Raw genomic sequence first — 16811 nt, 5'->3', positions numbered from 1 at the left:
ATGATCCAGTCCGTTCTTGTCGCCAACCGGGCCGAGATAGCCTCCCGGATCTTCCGTACCTGCCGTGACCTGGGCATCTCCACGGTCGCCGTGCACTCCGACCCGGACGCGTCCCTGCCGTACGTCCGGGAGGCCGACGCCGCCGTGCGGCTGCCGGGGGCCACGCCCGCCGAGACGTATCTGCGCGGCGACCTCCTGGTGAAGGCCGCACTCGCGGCCGGCGCGGACGCCGTGCACCCGGGGTACGGGTTCCTCTCCGAGAGCGCCGGGTTCGCCCGGGCCGTCCTCGACGCGGGGCTCACCTGGATCGGCCCGCCGCCGGCGGCGGTGGAGGCGATGGCCTCCAAGACCCGCGCCAAGGAGCTGATGGCGGCGGCCGGGGTGCCGCTGCTCACGCCCGTCGACCCGGCGAAGGCCACCGCCGCCGATCTGCCGCTGCTGCTGAAGGCGGCGGCGGGCGGCGGCGGACGCGGGATGCGCATCGTCACGGAACTGGCGGCACTCGACGCGGAGTTGGCCGCCGCGGCCGCCGAGGCGTCGTCCGCGTTCGGGGACGGCGAGGTGTTCGCGGAGCCCTATGTGGAGCGCGGGCGCCATGTCGAGGTGCAGATCATGGCCGACGCGCACGGCACGGTGTGGGCGCTGGGCACCCGTGACTGCTCGCTCCAGCGCCGCCACCAGAAGGTCATCGAGGAGGCCCCGGCGCCCGGGCTGCCCCAGGCGGTGCACACCCGGCTGCGCAACGCGGCCGTGGCCGCCGCCCGGGCCGTCTCCTACCGGGGCGCGGGCACGGTCGAGTTCCTGGTGGACCCGGACGGCCGGGCGTACTTCCTGGAGATGAACACCCGCCTCCAGGTCGAACACCCGGTCACCGAGGCGGTGTTCGGGCTCGACCTGGTCGCGCTCCAGCTCCACGTCGCCGAGGGCGCGGCCCTGTCCGCCGAGCCGCCCGAGCCCTCCGGTCACGCCGTCGAGGCGCGGCTGTACGCGGAGGACCCGGCGGCCGGCTGGACCCCGCAGAGCGGGGTGCTGCACCTGCTCGACGTGCCCGGGGTCCGCCTCGACCGCGGCTACGGCGACGGCGACACCATCGGCGTCCACTACGACGCGATGCTCGCCAAGGCCGTCGTCCACGCCCCCACCCGCGCCGCCGCCGTCCGGGGGCTGGCCCGCGCGCTCGAACGGGCCCGGGTGCACGGGCCCGCGACCAACCGCGATTTGCTGGTGCGCTCCCTGCGCCACCCGGACTTCACCTCCGGCCGCGTCGACACCGGCTTCTACGCCCGGCATCTGCCCGCCCTCACCGTGCCGCGCGAGGGGGAGGCGCACGCGGCCCTCGCCGCCGCTCTGGCGGACGCGGCGGGCCGCACCTCCCGCTTCGGCGGGGGCTGGCGCAACCTGCCGTCCCAGCCACAGACGAAACGGTACGGCGAGAACGAGATCCGCTACCGCCTCACCCGAGAGGGCCTGGTGGCCGAGGACTTCCCCGGCGTGCGCCTCCTGGCGTGCGAACCCGGCCGCGTACGGCTCGAAGCCGACGGAGTGGCGCGGGACTTCCTGGTCGCGCGGTACGGCGACCGGGTGTACGTCGACACCGCCGCCGGCTCGTACACGCTGACCGCGCACCCCCGCTTCCCCGACCCCGGCGGCCCGCTCGCCCCCGGATCGCTGCTCGCGCCGATGCCGGGCGTGGTCGTCCGGGTCGCGGACGGGCTCGCCGAAGGGGCCGAGGTCACCGCCGGGCAGCCGCTGATCTGGCTGGAGGCGATGAAGATGACCCACCCCATCACCGCCCCCGCCACCGGCACCCTCACCGCGCTGCACGCCGCCCCCGGCCGCCAGGTCGAGGTCGGCGCCCTGCTCGCCGTCGTCCAGGACGCCCCCGTCGCACAGGAGGACCAGCCGTCATGACCCCCGTACGCAGCAGTGCCGTGGAAAGCCCCGAACTGAAGGACCTGCGGGCCGCCGTCGCGGCCCTGGGGCGGCGGCACGGCAGGGACCACCAGCGCGAGGCGCTGTGGGCCGAGGCCGCCGAACTGGGCTATCTGGGCGTGAACCTGCCCGAGGAATACGGGGGCGGGGGCGGCGGCATGGCAGAGCTGTCCATCGTCCTGGAGGAGCTGGGCGCGGCCGGGTGCCCGCTGTTGATGATGGTGGTCTCGCCCGCGATCTGCGGCACGGTCATCGCCCGCTTCGGCACCGAGGAGCAGAGGCGCGCCTGGCTCCCGGGGCTCGCGGACGGCTCGCGGACCATGGCCTTCGGCATCACCGAGCCCGACGCCGGCTCCAACTCCCACCGCATCACCACCACCGCCCGGCGCGACGAGGAGAGCGGCGGCTGGATCCTCACCGGCCGCAAGGTCTTCGTCTCGGGCGTGGACATCGCGGACGCCACCCTGATCGTCGGCCGCACCGAGGACACGCGGACGGGAAGCCTCAAGCCGTGCCTGTTCATCGTCCCCCGCGACGCCCCGGGCTTCCGGCGCTCGCGGATCGACATGGAACTGCACGCCCAGGAGAAGCAGTTCGAGCTCGTCCTGGACGAGGTGCGGCTGCCCGCCGGGGCGCTGATCGGCCACCAGGACGCCGGGCTGCTCCAGCTCTTCGCCGGGCTCAACCCCGAACGGATCATGACGGCCGCCTTCGCGATCGGCATGGGCCGCTACGCGCTGGGCCGGGCGGTCAGCTACGCGCGCGAGCGGCAGGTGTGGAAGGCGCCCATCGGCGCCCACCAGGCCATCGCCCACCCGCTCGCCCAGGCGCACATCGAGCTGGAGCTGGCCCGGCTGATGATGCAGAAGGCGGCCGCGCTCTACGACGCGGGCGACGACGCGGGCGCGGGCGAGGCCGCCAACATGGCCAAGTACGCGGCGGCCGAGGCCTGCGTCAGGGCCGTCGACCAGGCCGTGCACACCCTCGGCGGCAACGGCCTCACCCGAGAGTACGGGCTCGCCGCGCTGATCACGGCGGCGCGCGTGGCGCGGATAGCGCCGGTCAGCCGGGAGATGATCCTCAACTATGTCTCGCATCGGACGCTGGGGCTTCCCAAGTCCTACTAGCCGTACTAGGACGTGCCCCCATGGTCTTCCACAGCGAGTACCCGCCCGTCGAGACCGTCGACGCACCCATCCACGAGGCCGTCCTCGGCCACGCCGCCCGGTACGGCGCCGCCCCGGCCCTGATCGACGGCACGGACCCGACGGGCTCCGCCACCGTCTCGTACGACCTGCTCGACACCCGGCACCGCCGTCTGGCCGCCGCCCTCGCCGAGGCCGGGCTGCGCAAGGGGGACGTGCTCGCCCTGCACAGCCCCAACTCGGTGCTCTTCCCGGCCGTGTTCTACGGGGCGACGCGCGCCGGGGCCTCGGTGACCACGGTCCATCCGCAGGCCACGGCCGAGGAGTTCGCCCGGCAGCTCACCGACTCCTCGGCGCGGTTCGTCGTCACCGTCGCGCCCCTGCTGGAGACGGCCCGGCGGGCGGCCGAACTCAGTGGCGGCACAGCGGAGATCTTCGTCTGCGACCGGGCCGAGGGCCACCGCTCGGTCCTGGACATGTTCGCCTCCACCGCCCCCGAACCCGTCGTGGAGATCGACCCCGGCGAGGACGTGGCCGTCCTGCCCTACTCCTCGGGCACCACCGGCGTCCCCAAGGGGGTGATGCTCACCCACCGCTCGATCGCCACCAACCTCGCCCAGCTCGCCCCGCTCGTCCCCATGAAACCCGGCGACCGCATCCTGGCCGTACTGCCCTTCTTCCACATCTACGGGCTCACCGCGCTGCTCAACGCGCCCCTGCGGCACGGCGCCACGGTCGTGGTGCTGCCGCGCTTCGACCTCGGGCAGTTCCTCGCGGCCATCGAGCGCCACCGCGTCACCGGCCTGTACGTGGCCCCGCCGATCGTGCTCGCCCTCGCCAAGCACCCGGCGGTCGCGCAGTACGACCTCTCCTGCCTGGAGTACGTCGTCAGCGCCGCCGCCCCGCTGGACGCGGCGCTCGCTGCCGCCTGCTCGGCCCGGCTGAAGCTGCCGCCGGTGCGGCAGGCGTACGGGATGACCGAGCTCTCGCCCGGCACCCATGCCGTCCCCCTGTCGGCGCAGGACCCGCCGCCCGGCACCGTGGGCAAGCTGGTGCCCGGCACCGAGATGCGGCTGCTGTCCCTGGACGACCCCGGCCGGGACGCGGCGCCGGGCGAGCGGGGCGAGATAGCCATCCGGGGCCCGCAGGTCATGAAGGGCTACCTCGGACGGCCCGACGCCACCGCCGAGATGATCGACGCGGACGGCTGGCTGCACACCGGCGACGTCGGCCGCGTCGACGACGACGGCTGGCTCTTCGTCGTCGACCGTGTCAAGGAGCTCATCAAGTACAAGGGCTACCAGGTGGCCCCGGCCGAACTGGAGGCGCTGCTGCTCACCCACCCCGCCGTCGCGGACGCCGCGGTCGTCGGGGTGTACGACGAGGACGGCACCGAGGTGCCGTGCGCCTGTGTCGTACGGGCGCCGGGCGCGCCGGAGCTCACCGGCGAGGACGTGATGGCGTACGTGGCCGAGCGTGTGGCCCCGTACAAGAAGGTGCGCCGGGTGGAGTTCGTCGGCGCGGTACCGCGCGCGGCCACCGGCAAGATCCTGCGCCGCGAACTGAGGCAACGGCAGAAGGGCAGCGCATGACCTACGTGCAGCGGTCGCGGGAGCGGGGGATCGAGACGCTCACCCTGGACTCGCCCGCCAACCGCAACGCCCTGTCGGCGGGGCTCGTCGGCGAGCTGGCCGCGGCGCTGGAGCGCTGCGGCCGGGACGAGGAGGTCCGGGCCGTCCTGCTCACCCACACCGGCTCGGCGTTCTGCGCGGGCGCCGATCTGAAGGAGCCGCCCGACCCCGCCGCCTTCGTGGCACTGCTGCGGGCCGTGGTCGAGCTGCCCAAGCCGGTCGTGGCGCGGGTGACCGGACACGTGCGGGCCGGGGGGCTCGGGCTGCTCGGGGCCTGCGACATCGCGGTGGCGGGCCCGGACTCCTCGTACGCCTTCACCGAGTCGCTGCTCGGGCTCGCCCCGGCCGTCATCTCCATGCCGCTGCTGCCCCGGATGGACCCGCGCGCCGCCGGGCGCTACTACCTCACGGGGGAGCGGTTCGGGGCGGCCGAGGCGGTACGGGCCGGGCTGCTCACGGAGGCGGCCGAGGACGTGGACGCGGCCCTCGCCCCGGTCCTCGACGGGCTGCGCCGGGCCTCCCCGCAGGGCCTGGCCGCCTCGAAGGCACTGGTCACGGCTACCGTGGTGGAGACGTTCGACCGCTGGACGCAAGAGCTGAGCGCGCGATCGGCGGCCCTGTTCGCCTCGAAGGAGGCGCGGGAGGGCGTCGCCGCGTTCCTGGAACGACGGGATCCCGTATGGGTGTGGTGACGTCCGCCGCCAAGAGCCCCAAGCAGGACCGCAGCCGGGCGACCCGGCAGCGCCTGCTGGAGGCGGCGGTCGCCTGCCTGGCCGAACACGGCTGGACGGGCTCGACGGTGTCGGTCGTGGCGGAGCGGGCCGGTGTCTCGCGCGGGGCCGCGCAGCACCACTTCCCCACGCGCGAGGACCTGTTCACGGCGGCCGTCGAGTACGTCGCCGAGGAGCGCTCCTCGGCGCTGCGGGCCCTGGGCCCCACCGACCGCCGCACGGTGGTCGCCCGCCTCGTCGACCTGTACACGGGCCCGCTGTTCCGGGCCGCCCTGCATCTGTGGGTGGCCGCCGCCAACGAGCCGCAACTGCACGCGCGGGTAAGGGAGCTGGAGGCGCGGGTCGGCCGGGAGTCGCACCGGATCGCGGTGGCGCTGCTCGGGGCGGACGAGTCGGTGCCCGGCGTGCGCGAAACGGTCCAGGGCCTGCTCGACATGGCCCGCGGCCTGGGCCTCGCCAACGTCCTGACGGACGACGGGGCACGGCGGGAACGGGTCGTGGCGCAGTGGGCGGAGCTGGTGGACCGGGCGCTGGGGTGAGCCCACGGCCCTCCCGGTCACCGGGCCGCGGCCGGGACGACGGGCCGGGGCGCGTCCACGGAAGCGGGACGGGCCGGGGCGGACGACCGCCCCGGCCCGTCCGGTCGGCTAGGAGGCGCGGCTGTCCGCGTCCTCGCACATCTTGGCCTTCTTGCGCAGGGCGTCGGCCTTCTGGTGCGCCCTGGTGGCGGCGGCGCGCTCGCCCAGGTGCTTCAGCTCCTCGGCCTTGCGGTCGAGCTTGGCGGCCTCCTGGCGCAGCTCGGCCGGCTTGCAGATGAATTCGGCGGCCTGCGCGGAGGGCGCGGCGGTCGCGGCCAGACCGCCGGCGAGCAGCGCGGCGGAGAGGACAGCGGTCACGGTACGACGCATGGGTACTCCAAATCCCGGGCCCGGAAAGCCCGTTGTGGGGTGGACTGGTACCCGAAACCCTATCCAATCCCGCCACCCAAATGATCAAGGGGGGCGGGTGGGGGCGGATGCGCGTGCGGCGCCGCCCCCGGGTCGGGGGCGGCGCCGCACGCACGGCTGGGGCCGCGTCGGGCCGGGGCTCAGGCCCGGATGTCCCCGTAGCCCTCCACCTCGCGCGGGTCGCGCGGGCCCGGGCCCATGTAGCGGGCCGACGGGCGTACCAGACGGCCCGTCCGCTTCTGCTCCAGGATGTGGGCCGACCAGCCCGCCGTACGGGCGCAGGTGAACATCGACGTGAACATGTGCGCCGGGACCTCCGCGAAGTCCAGCATGATCGCCGCCCAGAACTCCACGTTCGTGGCCAGCACCCGGTCGGGCCTGCGGGCGTGCAGCTCCTCCAGCGCGGCCTTCTCCAGCGCCTCGGCGACCTCGAAGCGGGGCGCGCCGAGCTCCTTGGCGGTGCGGCGCAGCACCCGCGCGCGGGGGTCCTCGGCGCGGTAGACGCGGTGGCCGAAGCCCATCAGGCGCTCGCCCTTGTCCAGAGCCTTCTTCACGTACGCCGTGGCGTCGCCGGTCCGCTCGATCTCCTCGATCATGCCGAGGACGCGGGAGGGGGCGCCGCCGTGCAGCGGGCCGGACATCGCGCCCACCGCGCCGGAGAGCGCGGCGGCGACGTCGGCGCCGGTGGAGGCGATGACGCGGGCGGTGAACGTCGAGGCGTTCATGCCGTGCTCGGCGGCGGAGGTCCAGTACGCGTCGACCGCCTTGACGTGCTTGGGGTCCGGCTCGCCGCGCCAGCGGATCATGAACCGCTCGACCACCGACTCGGCCTTGTCGATCTCGCGCTGCGGCACCATCGGCAGCCCCTGGCCGCGCGCCGACTGGGCGACGTAGGAGAGCGCCATGACGGCGGCGCGGGCCAGGTCGTCGCGGGCGGTGCGCTCGTCGATGTCGAGCAGCGGCTTCAGCCCCCAGACCGGGGCGAGCATCGCCAGCGCCGACTGCACGTCGACGCGGATGTCACCGGAGTGCACGGGGATGGGGAACGGCTCGGCGGGCGGCAGCCCGGGGTTGAAGGCGCCGTCGACCAGCAGCCCCCAGACGTTCCCGAACGACACATGGCCGACGAGATCCTCGATGTCGACACCCCGGTACCTCAGAGCACCGCCTTCCTTGTCGGGTTCGGCGATCTCCGTCTCGAACGCGACGACTCCTTCAAGTCCGGGTACGAAGTCGGACATCAGGCGGCTCCTCGTGATGCGTGCGACAGCTGCGGGAATGGGTCGGGCAGGGGGGCGCCCCTCCCCCCGTGATGCCCCGTGCGCGGTGGAAAGTCACCCACCGGGTCGTAGGGGGGCCACAGTGGCCCAGCGGAGAGTTTGGCGGGTCCGACGGGTGCGGGGAAGCGTGACATCCGGCACACTGCCCCATTTGCCACGCGAAGGGTTGGCGACCCTCCGTGCCGGGAAAACTGACACGCCGTGCCATGCGGGGGCGGCCGGGCGCGCCCGCGCCCTCCTGCGGCAGGATGACGCCGTGACCGATCACGACCCCGCCGCCATGCGCCGCCAGTACCGCACCACGCTCCTGGACGAGGCGGACCTCGCCGCCACCCCCATGGCCCAGTTCGCGCGCTGGTTCCAGGAGGCCGTCACCGGGGGTCTGCACGAGCCGAACGCCATGGTCGTCGCCACCGCCACCCCCGACGGCCGGCCGTCCACCCGTACGGTCCTGCTGAAGGCCTACGACGAGGGCGGCTTCGTCTTCTACACGAACTACGCCTCCCGCAAGGGCCGCGAACTGGCGGCCAACCCCCAGGTCTCCCTGCTCTTCCCCTGGCACCAGATCTCCCGCCAGGTCATCGTGGCGGGCAGGGCGGCGCGCGTGGCGCGGGAGGAGACCGAGGCGTACTTCCGGGTCCGGCCGCACGGCTCGCAGCTGGGCGCCTGGGCGAGCCCCCAGTCGTCCCCGCTCGTCTCCCGCGCGGAGCTGACGACGCGTTACGAGGAGCTGGCGGCCCGCTACCCCGAGGGCACCGAGGTCCCCGTCCCGCCGGAGTGGGGCGGCTTCAGGGTGGCGCCGGAGACGGTGGAGTTCTGGCAGGGCCACGAGAACCGGCTGCACGACCGGCTGCGCTATGTGCCCGCGGCGCCGGCCCCGGACACCTGGCGGGTGGAGCGACTGGCCCCGTAGGCCGCCCGCGGCCGCCCGTGAACCGCGCCAGGGGGGCAGGGGGGCATCCACGGGCCCGGGCACGCAGAAACCCGCGGGCTCGGGTTCCTCCGGAGAGGAGCCGGCCGGACGTACCGGCGAGCCCGCGGGTCGGTGACTGCTGGGAATTTCGGCCGGCGACGTGCCGGCACCACACAGAGTGTGCGACTGGCAGGCGCTAGCCCGCAGTCACCTCACGCGTCCGGTATCCATACATCTGCCGAACCACCTCCCTTCTCGTGTGCACCACACATTAGGAAGCCGCGCGCGGCGCGACAACCGAATTATTCGGCCCGTTCCCCGGCCGACCGCTCGACGCAGAACTCGTTGCCCTCCACGTCCGCGAGCGTCACCCAGCCCCGGCCGTCGGGGCGGCGGTGGTCGCCGACCAGCGTGGCGCCGAGGGCGAGCAGCCGGTCCACCTCCTCGTCGCGGGTGCGGTCCTGGGGCTGGAGGTCGAGGTGGACGCGGTTCTTCACGGTCTTGGCGTCGGGGACCGTCACGAACAGGAGCGTGGCGCCCTCGGCGGTCACCAGCGCCTCCGGGTCGCCGGGGAAGTCCTCGTCGCCGACCTTGCCGTCGAGGACCGCGGCCCAGAAGGTGGCCAGGGTGTGGGCGTCGGTGCAGTCGAACGTCGTATGACGTACAAGAGAGCTCATGGGCGTCACTATGTTCGAAGAGTCCGGGGCCGAAAAGGGCTTTACGCGCGCGTGGGCCATGTCCGGTGCGCGCGTCGGCCTGGAACCCCTGGTGACCGCTCACGCCGAGGAGATGGCCGGCGTGCTCGGCGACCCGGCCCTGCACCGCTTCATCGGCGGCGCCCCGGACACCGCCGAAGAGCTGCGCGCCCGGTACGCCCGGATCACCGCCGGGTCGGGCGACCCGGCCGTGCACTGGCTCAACTGGGTCGTCCGGCTGCGGTGCGAGGACCGCGCGGTGGGTACGGTCCAGGCCACTGTGGAGAGCGGTACGGCCGAGATCGCCTGGGTCGTGGGGACGCCGTGGCAGGGTCGCGGACTCGCCGCCGAGGCCGCGCGGACGCTGGTGGCGGGGCTCGCCGCCCGAGGGGTGCGCCGCGTCGTCGCGCACATCCACCCCGATCACACCGCGTCCGCCGCCGTCGCGCGCGCGGCGGGACTCTCCCCGACCGACGGGCGCCAGGACGGCGAGGTGCGCTGGAGCGCGGAGCTCACCCCCTGAGCCAGGCTGTCCGGGCACGCCCCTCCCCCTTCGCCCGGGCGTCGAAAAACGATCCCTCCGCCATGGCGATTTCCGGGAAGTCGCTGTGGGATGCGTCACGTTCCAGTTGAATGATCTGACGCGCGTCGGTGCGTCGGCGCGTCCGTGTGACGCGGCGACACGTCCTGCAGGGGGTGCCAGGATGAGTGCTTCCCGGAGTGAGACCACCAACGCCCTCGGTCCCGACGAGCCGGACCGGGGCGACGACCACGGCCCCGGCGGTGCCCCCGGGCCCGAGCACGGCGGCGACCTGCTCGCCGCGCTGCTCGACGGCATGGACGCGGCGCTCTGCGCGTTCGACGCGGGCGGCGTGGTGACCCACTGGAACCGCGAGGCTGAGCGGATCCTCGGCTGGAGCGCCGAGGAGGCCGTAGGGCGCCGGGGCTTCGCCGGCTGGGCGGTCCGGGCCGCCGACGCGGACGAGATCCAGGGTCGGCTGATGGCCGCGATGGAGGCGCCCGGCCGCCAGGTGCACGAGTTCGCGCTGCTGACGAAGGACGGCGGACGGGTGCTGGTGCGGACGCAGTCGGCCGGGGTCCGGGGCGCGGACGGCAGACCGGCGGGCGTGTACTGCGCGTTCGGCGAGGTGCACGCGCAGATCGACCTGGAGCGCGCGATCGCGCTCAGCGAGGCGCTGTTCGAGGACGGGTCGTGGGGCGTCGTCCTGGTGGACGTGGACCTGCGCCCGACGGTCGTCAACGCGTACGCGGCGCGGGCGCTCGGGACCGGACGAGCCACGCTGCTCGGGCGCCCGCTGGGCGAGCTGATCACCCAGGGCGTGGAGGAGCTGGAGAACGCCCTCCACCACGTCCTCGCGGAGGGCCCGCCCACCTCGCCCGCCGAGCTGTGGGTGACGCTGCGCACCGCCGAGGGCGAGCGGCGGCGCTGCTGGCGCAGCGGTTTCCTGCGGCTGTCCTCGCCGCTGGCGGAGGAACCGGTGCCGCTGGGGGTCGCCTGGCTCTTCCAGGACGTGACCGACGCGAAACTGGCCGAACAGGAGGCGGACCGGCTGCGCTTCCGCTGGAACCAGCTGTACCGGGCGGCGCGGACGGCGGCGGAGTGCGAGGAACCTCAGGAGGCGGCGATCGTCTACCTCGACTTCGCGCTCGCCGGTTTCGCGGAGCACGCGCTGGTGGACGTGGCGGTGGGGGAGCGGCTGGTACGGACGGCGGCGTCGCCCGCGAGCGCGCCCGGCCCCGTCGCGGCGGTGGCGGGTGGCGGGTTCCCGGTGCGGTACGCGCCCGGTCACCCCGCGCTCCAGGCGGTCGACCGGATCGGGTCGGTGCGGGCCAGCGGGGACGGGGCGTGGGGGCGGGAGCGCCAGTGGCCTCCGGACGCGCGGCACGCCCTGTGCACGGTGCTGCGCAGCCGGGGGCGCACGCTGGGGGTCCTGACGTTCCTGCGGGGGCCCGGGCGGCCGGCGTTCGAGCGGCCGGACGCGGTGTTCGCGGAGAGTGTGGCGGTGAGGGTGGCGGCGTCCCTGGACTTGTCCGGGCTGCTTTCCCCCACCCCGCCCGTTCCCTGAACCCTCCGGGGCCGGGGGGCCTCACCCCGTGGGGGGTGGTGCCCGCGGTGCCGCCCGGCGGGGTTCTGGGTGTGCCGTTCGGCGTGCGGCCCGGTGGGGGCTGCTCGCGCAGTTCCCCGCGCCCCTGTCCGGCCCGGACTTCGGCTGCGGGCCGGTGGTGGGCTGCTCGCGCAGTTCCCCGCGCCCCTTGGAACGGGGCTTCGCCCCGTGGGGGGTGTGTTGTTCGGCGTGCGGCCCGGTGGGAACTGCGCGAGCAACCGGTCACCGGGCCGCAGTCGACGTTCCGGCCCGATAGGGGCGCGGGGAACTGCGCGAGCAGCCCACCACCGTGCCGCAGTCGAAGTCCGGGCCGAACAGGGGGCGCGGGCAACCCCCCGCCCCCACTCAGACGCTCCGCGCCGTAATGTCCCCATGCTCGGTCGTCGCATGAATGCTCAGCCCGGCCCCCGCCCCCTCCACATTCCTCAGCCCGTTGTGGACCCGCCCATACCCCGTCCCCGCGTCCAGCACCGCGGACACCCCCGCCGCCGCCCCGACCGTCACATCACCCGACTGCGTACGCAGCACCACCGCACCCCGCACCGCCTCCGCGACCCGGATGTCCCCCTTCGCCGTGCTGATCTCGGCCGCGCCGCCCAGCCGCCCCACCGAGATGTCCCCGGCGAGCGTGCTGAGCCGAGCCCCGGCCGTCTCGTCGAGCTTGATCGGGCCGTGCGCGCTCTCCACGGTGACCTCTCCGAGCCGGCCGACCCCCCGGATCTCGGCGCTGGCCGCCTTCGCCTCCACGCGGGACCCGGACGGCAGTTGGACGGTCACCTCGACGGAGCCGGACGCCCCGAGGACCTGGTTCCTGGCGGCGCCCGTGATCCGCAGCACCCCGTCCGCGTACTCGACGGTGGTCTGTTCGGCCGCCTTCACGTCCCGCCCCTTGGCGGCGTCGGCCGGCAGCACCTCGACCGTGGTGTCGGCCCGGTCGGCCGCGATGAACCGCACCCGCCCGGCGGGAACGTCCAGGACTGCGGAGATCGGCGCGGCGGTGGCGAACTTCTGCATGATGCCTGTCCTTCGGCTTGTCGTTTCTGATGAAGGAAAAGCTACGTTGCGTTCGAGGGAGCGGCAATATGAATGTTGCGCCAGAAACGCATAAGCACAGCTCAAAGGCCCTCAATCGTTGCAACCGTCCTGGATCTAACGCAACAGGATGCCGCAATGCCGTTGCAATGAACCAAAACTGAACGCTATGCTCGGCACCCCGAAGAACCAGCCCAGAGGACCACCCCGAGGAGACCCCCGTGCCCGGCGGCAGACTCACCCACCACGAACGCCAGCAGATCGCCCTGGGCCTGGCCGACGACCTCCCCTACGCGGAGATCGCCCGGCGCCTCGACCGCCCCACCTCGACCGTCACCCGCGAGGTCATGCGCAACGGCGGCCCCGCCGCCTACCGGGCCGACCTCGCCCACCGCGCCACCGAGCACCGCGCCCGCCGCCGCAAGCGGACCGCACCGGCCGCACCCCGGGGCGCGCGGGCGCCCGAGCAGGCGCACGGGCGCGACCCCGAGGCCGTACGCGCGTACGAGGAGACCTTCACCACGCTGCTCATGCAGTCCGGCCTGCCCAGGATGATGGCCGGGGTGCTCACCCGTCTCTACACCGCGGACGCGGGCAGCCTCACCGCGGCCGAGCTCGTCCAGAGCCTCCAGGTCAGCCCGGCGTCCATCTCCAAGGCCATCACGTTCCTCGAAAGCCAGGGACTGGTCCGCCGCGAACGCGGCCAGGGGCGGCGCGAGCGCTATGTCGTCGACGACGACGTCTGGTACCAGTCCATGATCGCTGCCGCCCGCTCCCAGGCCCAGCTCGCCGAGACCGCCCGGCAGGGCGTCCATGTCCTGGGCCGCGACACCCCGGCCGCCGCCCGCCTGGAGAACATCGCCCGCTTCGTCGACTTCGTGGGCGAAAGCATCACCCGCGCCGCGGAACAGGCTAGGGAGATCCTCTATACGAAGCCGCAGGTGTACGAGACGTCGGAGGCCCCTGAGACGTCAAAGTCCCCTGAGACAGCAGAGGCCCATGAGACGTCAGAGGCATCCGGCACCTAGCGGCATCCCAGCCCCCCGGCCGCCGCCCCCCGGCCCCGTCAGTGCCGAAAGAAGATCCGGTCCCCGTACTCCGCCAGCACCCGCCCGTTCCACTCGTGGCCCCCGTCCACGTTCCCCGACCGCAGCAGCGGCGGTTCGATGCCGCGTTCCGCGAGGGACTCCGCGGCGGCGGCCATCATCGCCTGCATCAGCGCGCTCGTGACCACCGTCGACGCCGGTGCGAACGGCGCCGGGACCGCCTCGTGGGTGAGTTCCGCGTCGCCGATCGCGATCTTGCTGTCGAGGACGATGTCGCAGTGGTCGCGCAGGAACGTCCCCGACACGTGCCGCGACTTCGTGCCCTCGGTGTACGCCAGCGACGTGACCCCGATGACCTTCAGCCCCAGCGCCCGAGCGTTCATCGCCATCTCGACCGGCAGCGAGTTGCGCCCGGAGAGCGAGACGACCACCAGGACGTCGCCGGGCTTCGCGGGGCTGGAGTCCAGGACCGCCCCGGCAAGCCCGTCCACCCGCTCCAGCGCCGACCCCAGCGTCGCGGGCGTCACGTCCACCCCGACCGTGCCCGGCACGGCCAGGAGGTTCATCAGGGCGAGACCCCCGGCCCGGTAGACCACGTCCTGCGCGGCCAGCGAGGAGTGCCCGGCGCCGAACGCGAACAGCCGGCCGCCCGCCGCCACGGTGTCCGCGATCGCGGCCCCGGCGGCGGCGACGTTCCCGCCCTCCTCGTCCCGTACCCGCTGGAGCAGCCCGATGGCGGCGTCGAAGAACTGACCGGCCAGTTTGCTCTCGCTCATCGCCTGGGCCCTTTCCGGGGGAATGCTGGGGAATGGGAATAGTCCGTGCCGCCGCACACGTTGCGGTCTGGACCATTGCCGTGTCAATACGCCCGTCATCCACCCGTCATCCAACTCGGCGCGGTCCGTCGCGGGGGCCGTACGCGGCCGGGGCACGGTTGTCAGTGCGATGCGTCAGAATTGAGCCAGGGCCAGCGCACGAGTGCTTTCAACATTCACAGCATCGAGGGGCACGTATGTCCGGACTGATCGACACGACGGAGATGTATCTCCGCACCATCCTCGAACTTGAGGAAGAGGGTGTGGTCCCCATGCGCGCCCGGATCGCCGAGCGACTCGACCAGAGCGGGCCGACCGTGAGCCAGACGGTCGCGCGCATGGAGCGCGACGGCCTGGTCCAGGTCGCGGGCGACCGGCATCTGGAGCTCACCGAGGAGGGCCGCCGTCTGGCCACCCGCGTCATGCGCAAGCACCGGCTCGCGGAGTGCCTGCTCGTCGACGTGATCGGCCTGGAGTGGGAGCAGGTGCACGCCGAGGCCTGCCGCTGGGAGCACGTGATGAGCGAGGCGGTGGAGCGCCGCGTGCTGGAGCTGCTGCGCCACCCGACCGAGTCCCCGTACGGGAACCCGATCCCCGGCCTCGAGGAGCTCGGCGAGAAGGCCGAGGCCGACGCCTTCCTGGAGGACGGCATCATCAGCCTCGCCGAGCTGGAGCCGGCGGACGACGGCATGACGGTCGTGGTGCGCCGCATCGGAGAGCCCATCCAGACCGATGCCCAGCTGATGTACACCCTGCGGCGCGCGGGTGTGCAGCCCGGCGCGGTCGTCAGCGTGACCTCCTCCCCGGGCGGCTTCCTGGTCGGCAGCAGCGGCGAGGCCGCCGAGCTCGGCGCGGACGTGGCGTCCCACGTCTTCGTGGCCAAGCGGTAGGGGCGGGGCGGATCCCTGCGTCGGACGGGAGCGGTGTCGCGCGGGTGCGCGGCGTCGCTCCCGTCTCCTTTGGGGCACAAGGAAGTCGAGGGAGCGGGCCGGGTGCCGTTTCCGCCCGTTCTTTCCGGTCGGATCGGCAGCGGACGGGCGGTTCGCGTGCCACGCTGTCGGGTGAGGCATATGACCTGAAGGGCCCGGAGGGGCCGAAGGGCGCACGGCCCGCGAGGGGAGGGTGGGGACCATGCCGGAGGCCACGACCCACCGAGGCACGCCCCGCACGGCCGTGACCGGCACCCCGGCCCGCACGGCTGCGCCCGGCGCCACGCCCCGCACGGCTCCCGCCCTTGCAGCCCCGCCCCGCTTAGCCACCCCCCATCCCGCCACCCCCCGTGGAGCGGCAGAGGGCCCCGGCGCCCTGCGGCGCCGGGGCCTGCCCTCCCCGGTGCTGACCCGGAGCCCCGAGCTCTCGGGGTCAGCTCCCTCGGGCCGGCCGGTCGGTGTCCCACCGTGGCCGCCCGCCTCCCGCAGAAGATCTCCCCTCGGGGCGGCCCGTCAATCCTTGAGAGCGGTCACTCGAACGAGGGGTGTTGCGTGAGAGACGCGAGTTTTCGAATAGAGGTTCGATACCCTGCGGTGAACTGACTCCAGAGCGACCGAGAGCTTCGGGGGCTGAAGGGGGTGCCAGGACACATGGTGCGACGCAGCGACGTGACGGGATCCGATGGCGTACGCCTCGCTGCCTGGGAGTTCGCGGACCCTCCCAAGGACCGGGGGGAGAGCGACCGGGCCGCCCCCGGGGTGTTACTGCTCCACGGACTGATGGGCCGCGCCGCCCACTGGGCGCCGACCGCCCGCTGGCTCGCCGAGAAGCACCGCGTGGTCGCCCTCGACCAGCGCGGCCACGGCCGCAGCGACAAGCCCCCCGAGGGCCCCTTCACCCGCGAGGCCTTCGTGGCGGACGCCGAGGCGGCGATCGAGCAGCTGGGCCTCGCCCCGGTCGTCCTCGTCGGCCACTCCATGGGCGCCCTCACCGCCTGGCAGCTCGCCGCCCGCCGCCCCGACCTGGTCCGGGCCCTGGTCATCTGCGACATGCGCGCCTCGGCGCTCGGCGCGGCCTCCCAGCGGGAGTGGGAGGACTGGTTCACGTCCTGGCCGGTCCCCTTCGCGACGCTCGCGGACGTACGGAAGTGGTTCGGCGAGGACGACCCGTGGGTGGAGCGCCCCAGCCCCGCGCGCGGCGACTTCTTCGCCGAGGTGATGGCCGAGCGCGGCGACGGCTGGCGCCCGCTCTTCTCCCGCCGCCAGATGCTGCGGGCCCGCGAGACCTGGGTGTTCGACGCGCACTGGGAGGAGCTGGCGCAGGTGCGCTGCCCCGCGCTGGTGGTACGCGGCCTCGACGGCGAGCTCGGCCGTGCCGAGGCCCAGGAGATGGTCCGCGTCCTGCCCCGGGGGAGGTACGCGGAGGTGGACGGCGCCGGCCACCTCGTCCACTGCGACCAGCCCGAGGCCTGGCGGGCGGTGGTCGAGCCGTTCCTCCAGGAGACGGCCGGGCACCCCGTCCCCTCCGGCCCATGAACCAGCCCCCGCCCCCGCATCAGCTGAACCAACCCTTGACCAGCCCCTGAACC

The 16811-nt window shown here is 73.9% G+C and carries 16 protein-coding genes; 11 read left to right on the top strand and 5 right to left on the bottom strand.

Features of this window, described 5'->3' with window-relative positions:
* The 5 genes from ACZ4MU_RS01520 to ACZ4MU_RS01500 are packed head-to-tail and all read left to right on the top strand — an operon-like array spanning position 1 to position 5978.
* Positions 1-1911 carry an acetyl/propionyl/methylcrotonyl-CoA carboxylase subunit alpha gene (locus ACZ4MU_RS01520; RefSeq protein WP_467869592.1) on the top strand — a complete coding sequence of 637 codons (1911 nt, stop codon included), beginning with the start codon at positions 1-3 and terminating at the stop codon, positions 1909-1911.
* Complete coding sequence (locus ACZ4MU_RS01515; protein ID WP_467869590.1) at positions 1908-3059, top strand: acyl-CoA dehydrogenase family protein; 1152 nt, start codon at positions 1908-1910, stop codon at positions 3057-3059. Before ACZ4MU_RS01520 ends, ACZ4MU_RS01515 begins: the two co-directional genes overlap by 4 nt.
* Positions 3060-3079: 20 nt before the next feature.
* Positions 3080-4669, top strand: a complete 1590-nt coding sequence (locus ACZ4MU_RS01510; protein WP_467869588.1) for an AMP-binding protein — start codon at positions 3080-3082, stop codon at positions 4667-4669.
* Positions 4666-5400, top strand: a complete 735-nt coding sequence (locus ACZ4MU_RS01505) for an enoyl-CoA hydratase family protein (RefSeq protein ID WP_467869586.1) — start codon at positions 4666-4668, stop codon at positions 5398-5400. Before ACZ4MU_RS01510 ends, ACZ4MU_RS01505 begins: the two co-directional genes overlap by 4 nt.
* Complete coding sequence (locus ACZ4MU_RS01500) at positions 5388-5978, top strand: TetR/AcrR family transcriptional regulator (protein ID WP_467869584.1); 591 nt, start codon at positions 5388-5390, stop codon at positions 5976-5978. Before ACZ4MU_RS01505 ends, ACZ4MU_RS01500 begins: the two co-directional genes overlap by 13 nt.
* Positions 5979-6086: 108 nt before the next feature.
* Here ACZ4MU_RS01500 and ACZ4MU_RS01495 read toward each other — a convergent pair whose 3' ends face one another.
* Together ACZ4MU_RS01495 and ACZ4MU_RS01490 are read right to left on the bottom strand one after the other, a co-directional pair.
* Complete coding sequence (locus ACZ4MU_RS01495) at positions 6087-6347, bottom strand: hypothetical protein (protein WP_467869582.1); 261 nt, start codon at positions 6345-6347, stop codon at positions 6087-6089.
* A gap of 179 nt (positions 6348-6526) precedes the next feature.
* A complete protein-coding gene (locus ACZ4MU_RS01490) occupies positions 6527-7627 on the bottom strand; it encodes a citrate synthase 2 (RefSeq protein WP_361382485.1) in 1101 nt (366 codons plus the stop codon).
* A gap of 295 nt (positions 7628-7922) precedes the next feature.
* Between ACZ4MU_RS01490 and pdxH the strand changes: the two genes are divergently transcribed.
* Positions 7923-8579 (top strand): pyridoxamine 5'-phosphate oxidase, encoded by a 657-nt coding sequence (gene pdxH / locus ACZ4MU_RS01485; protein ID WP_467869579.1) that lies wholly within the window; start codon positions 7923-7925, stop codon positions 8577-8579.
* Positions 8580-8881: 302 nt separating this feature from the next.
* Here the strand turns inward: pdxH and ACZ4MU_RS01480 are convergent, their stop codons facing one another.
* A complete protein-coding gene (locus ACZ4MU_RS01480) occupies positions 8882-9256 on the bottom strand; it encodes a VOC family protein (protein ID WP_467869577.1) in 375 nt (124 codons plus the stop codon).
* Positions 9257-9314: 58 nt separating this feature from the next.
* On the opposite strand from ACZ4MU_RS01480, the gene ACZ4MU_RS01475 reads away from it, so the two are divergent.
* Together ACZ4MU_RS01475 and ACZ4MU_RS01470 are read left to right on the top strand one after the other, a co-directional pair.
* Complete coding sequence (locus tag ACZ4MU_RS01475; RefSeq protein ID WP_467870590.1) at positions 9315-9797, top strand: GNAT family N-acetyltransferase; 483 nt, start codon at positions 9315-9317, stop codon at positions 9795-9797.
* 181 nt (positions 9798-9978) lie between these two features.
* Positions 9979-11361 (top strand): PAS domain-containing protein, encoded by a 1383-nt coding sequence (locus ACZ4MU_RS01470; protein WP_467869575.1) that lies wholly within the window; start codon positions 9979-9981, stop codon positions 11359-11361.
* 384 nt (positions 11362-11745) lie between these two features.
* Here the strand turns inward: ACZ4MU_RS01470 and ACZ4MU_RS01465 are convergent, their stop codons facing one another.
* Positions 11746-12414, bottom strand: coding sequence for a DUF4097 family beta strand repeat-containing protein (locus ACZ4MU_RS01465; RefSeq protein ID WP_467869573.1), 669 nt, complete (start codon positions 12412-12414; stop codon positions 11746-11748).
* A gap of 239 nt (positions 12415-12653) precedes the next feature.
* Between ACZ4MU_RS01465 and ACZ4MU_RS01460 the strand changes: the two genes are divergently transcribed.
* On the top strand, positions 12654-13460 hold the full coding sequence (locus tag ACZ4MU_RS01460; protein ID WP_467869571.1) for a GbsR/MarR family transcriptional regulator: 807 nt from the start codon (positions 12654-12656) through the stop codon (positions 13458-13460).
* A gap of 38 nt (positions 13461-13498) precedes the next feature.
* On the opposite strand, the gene ACZ4MU_RS01455 is transcribed toward ACZ4MU_RS01460, so the two are convergent.
* Positions 13499-14254, bottom strand: a complete 756-nt coding sequence (locus tag ACZ4MU_RS01455) for an SIS domain-containing protein (protein ID WP_467869569.1) — start codon at positions 14252-14254, stop codon at positions 13499-13501.
* A 236-nt stretch (positions 14255-14490) separates the two neighbouring features.
* On the opposite strand from ACZ4MU_RS01455, the gene ACZ4MU_RS01450 reads away from it, so the two are divergent.
* Positions 14491-15183, top strand: coding sequence for a metal-dependent transcriptional regulator (locus tag ACZ4MU_RS01450; RefSeq protein WP_467869567.1), 693 nt, complete (start codon positions 14491-14493; stop codon positions 15181-15183).
* A gap of 690 nt (positions 15184-15873) precedes the next feature.
* Positions 15874-16758, top strand: coding sequence for an alpha/beta fold hydrolase (locus tag ACZ4MU_RS01445; protein ID WP_467869565.1), 885 nt, complete (start codon positions 15874-15876; stop codon positions 16756-16758).
* Positions 16759-16811: the final 53 nt, after the last annotated feature.

The sequence above is a fragment of the Streptomyces sp. NPDC026377 genome (genome assembly GCF_055567715.1).
Note: the sequence above shows the minus strand (reverse complement) of the source record. Positions and strands in the feature narration are given on the sequence as shown.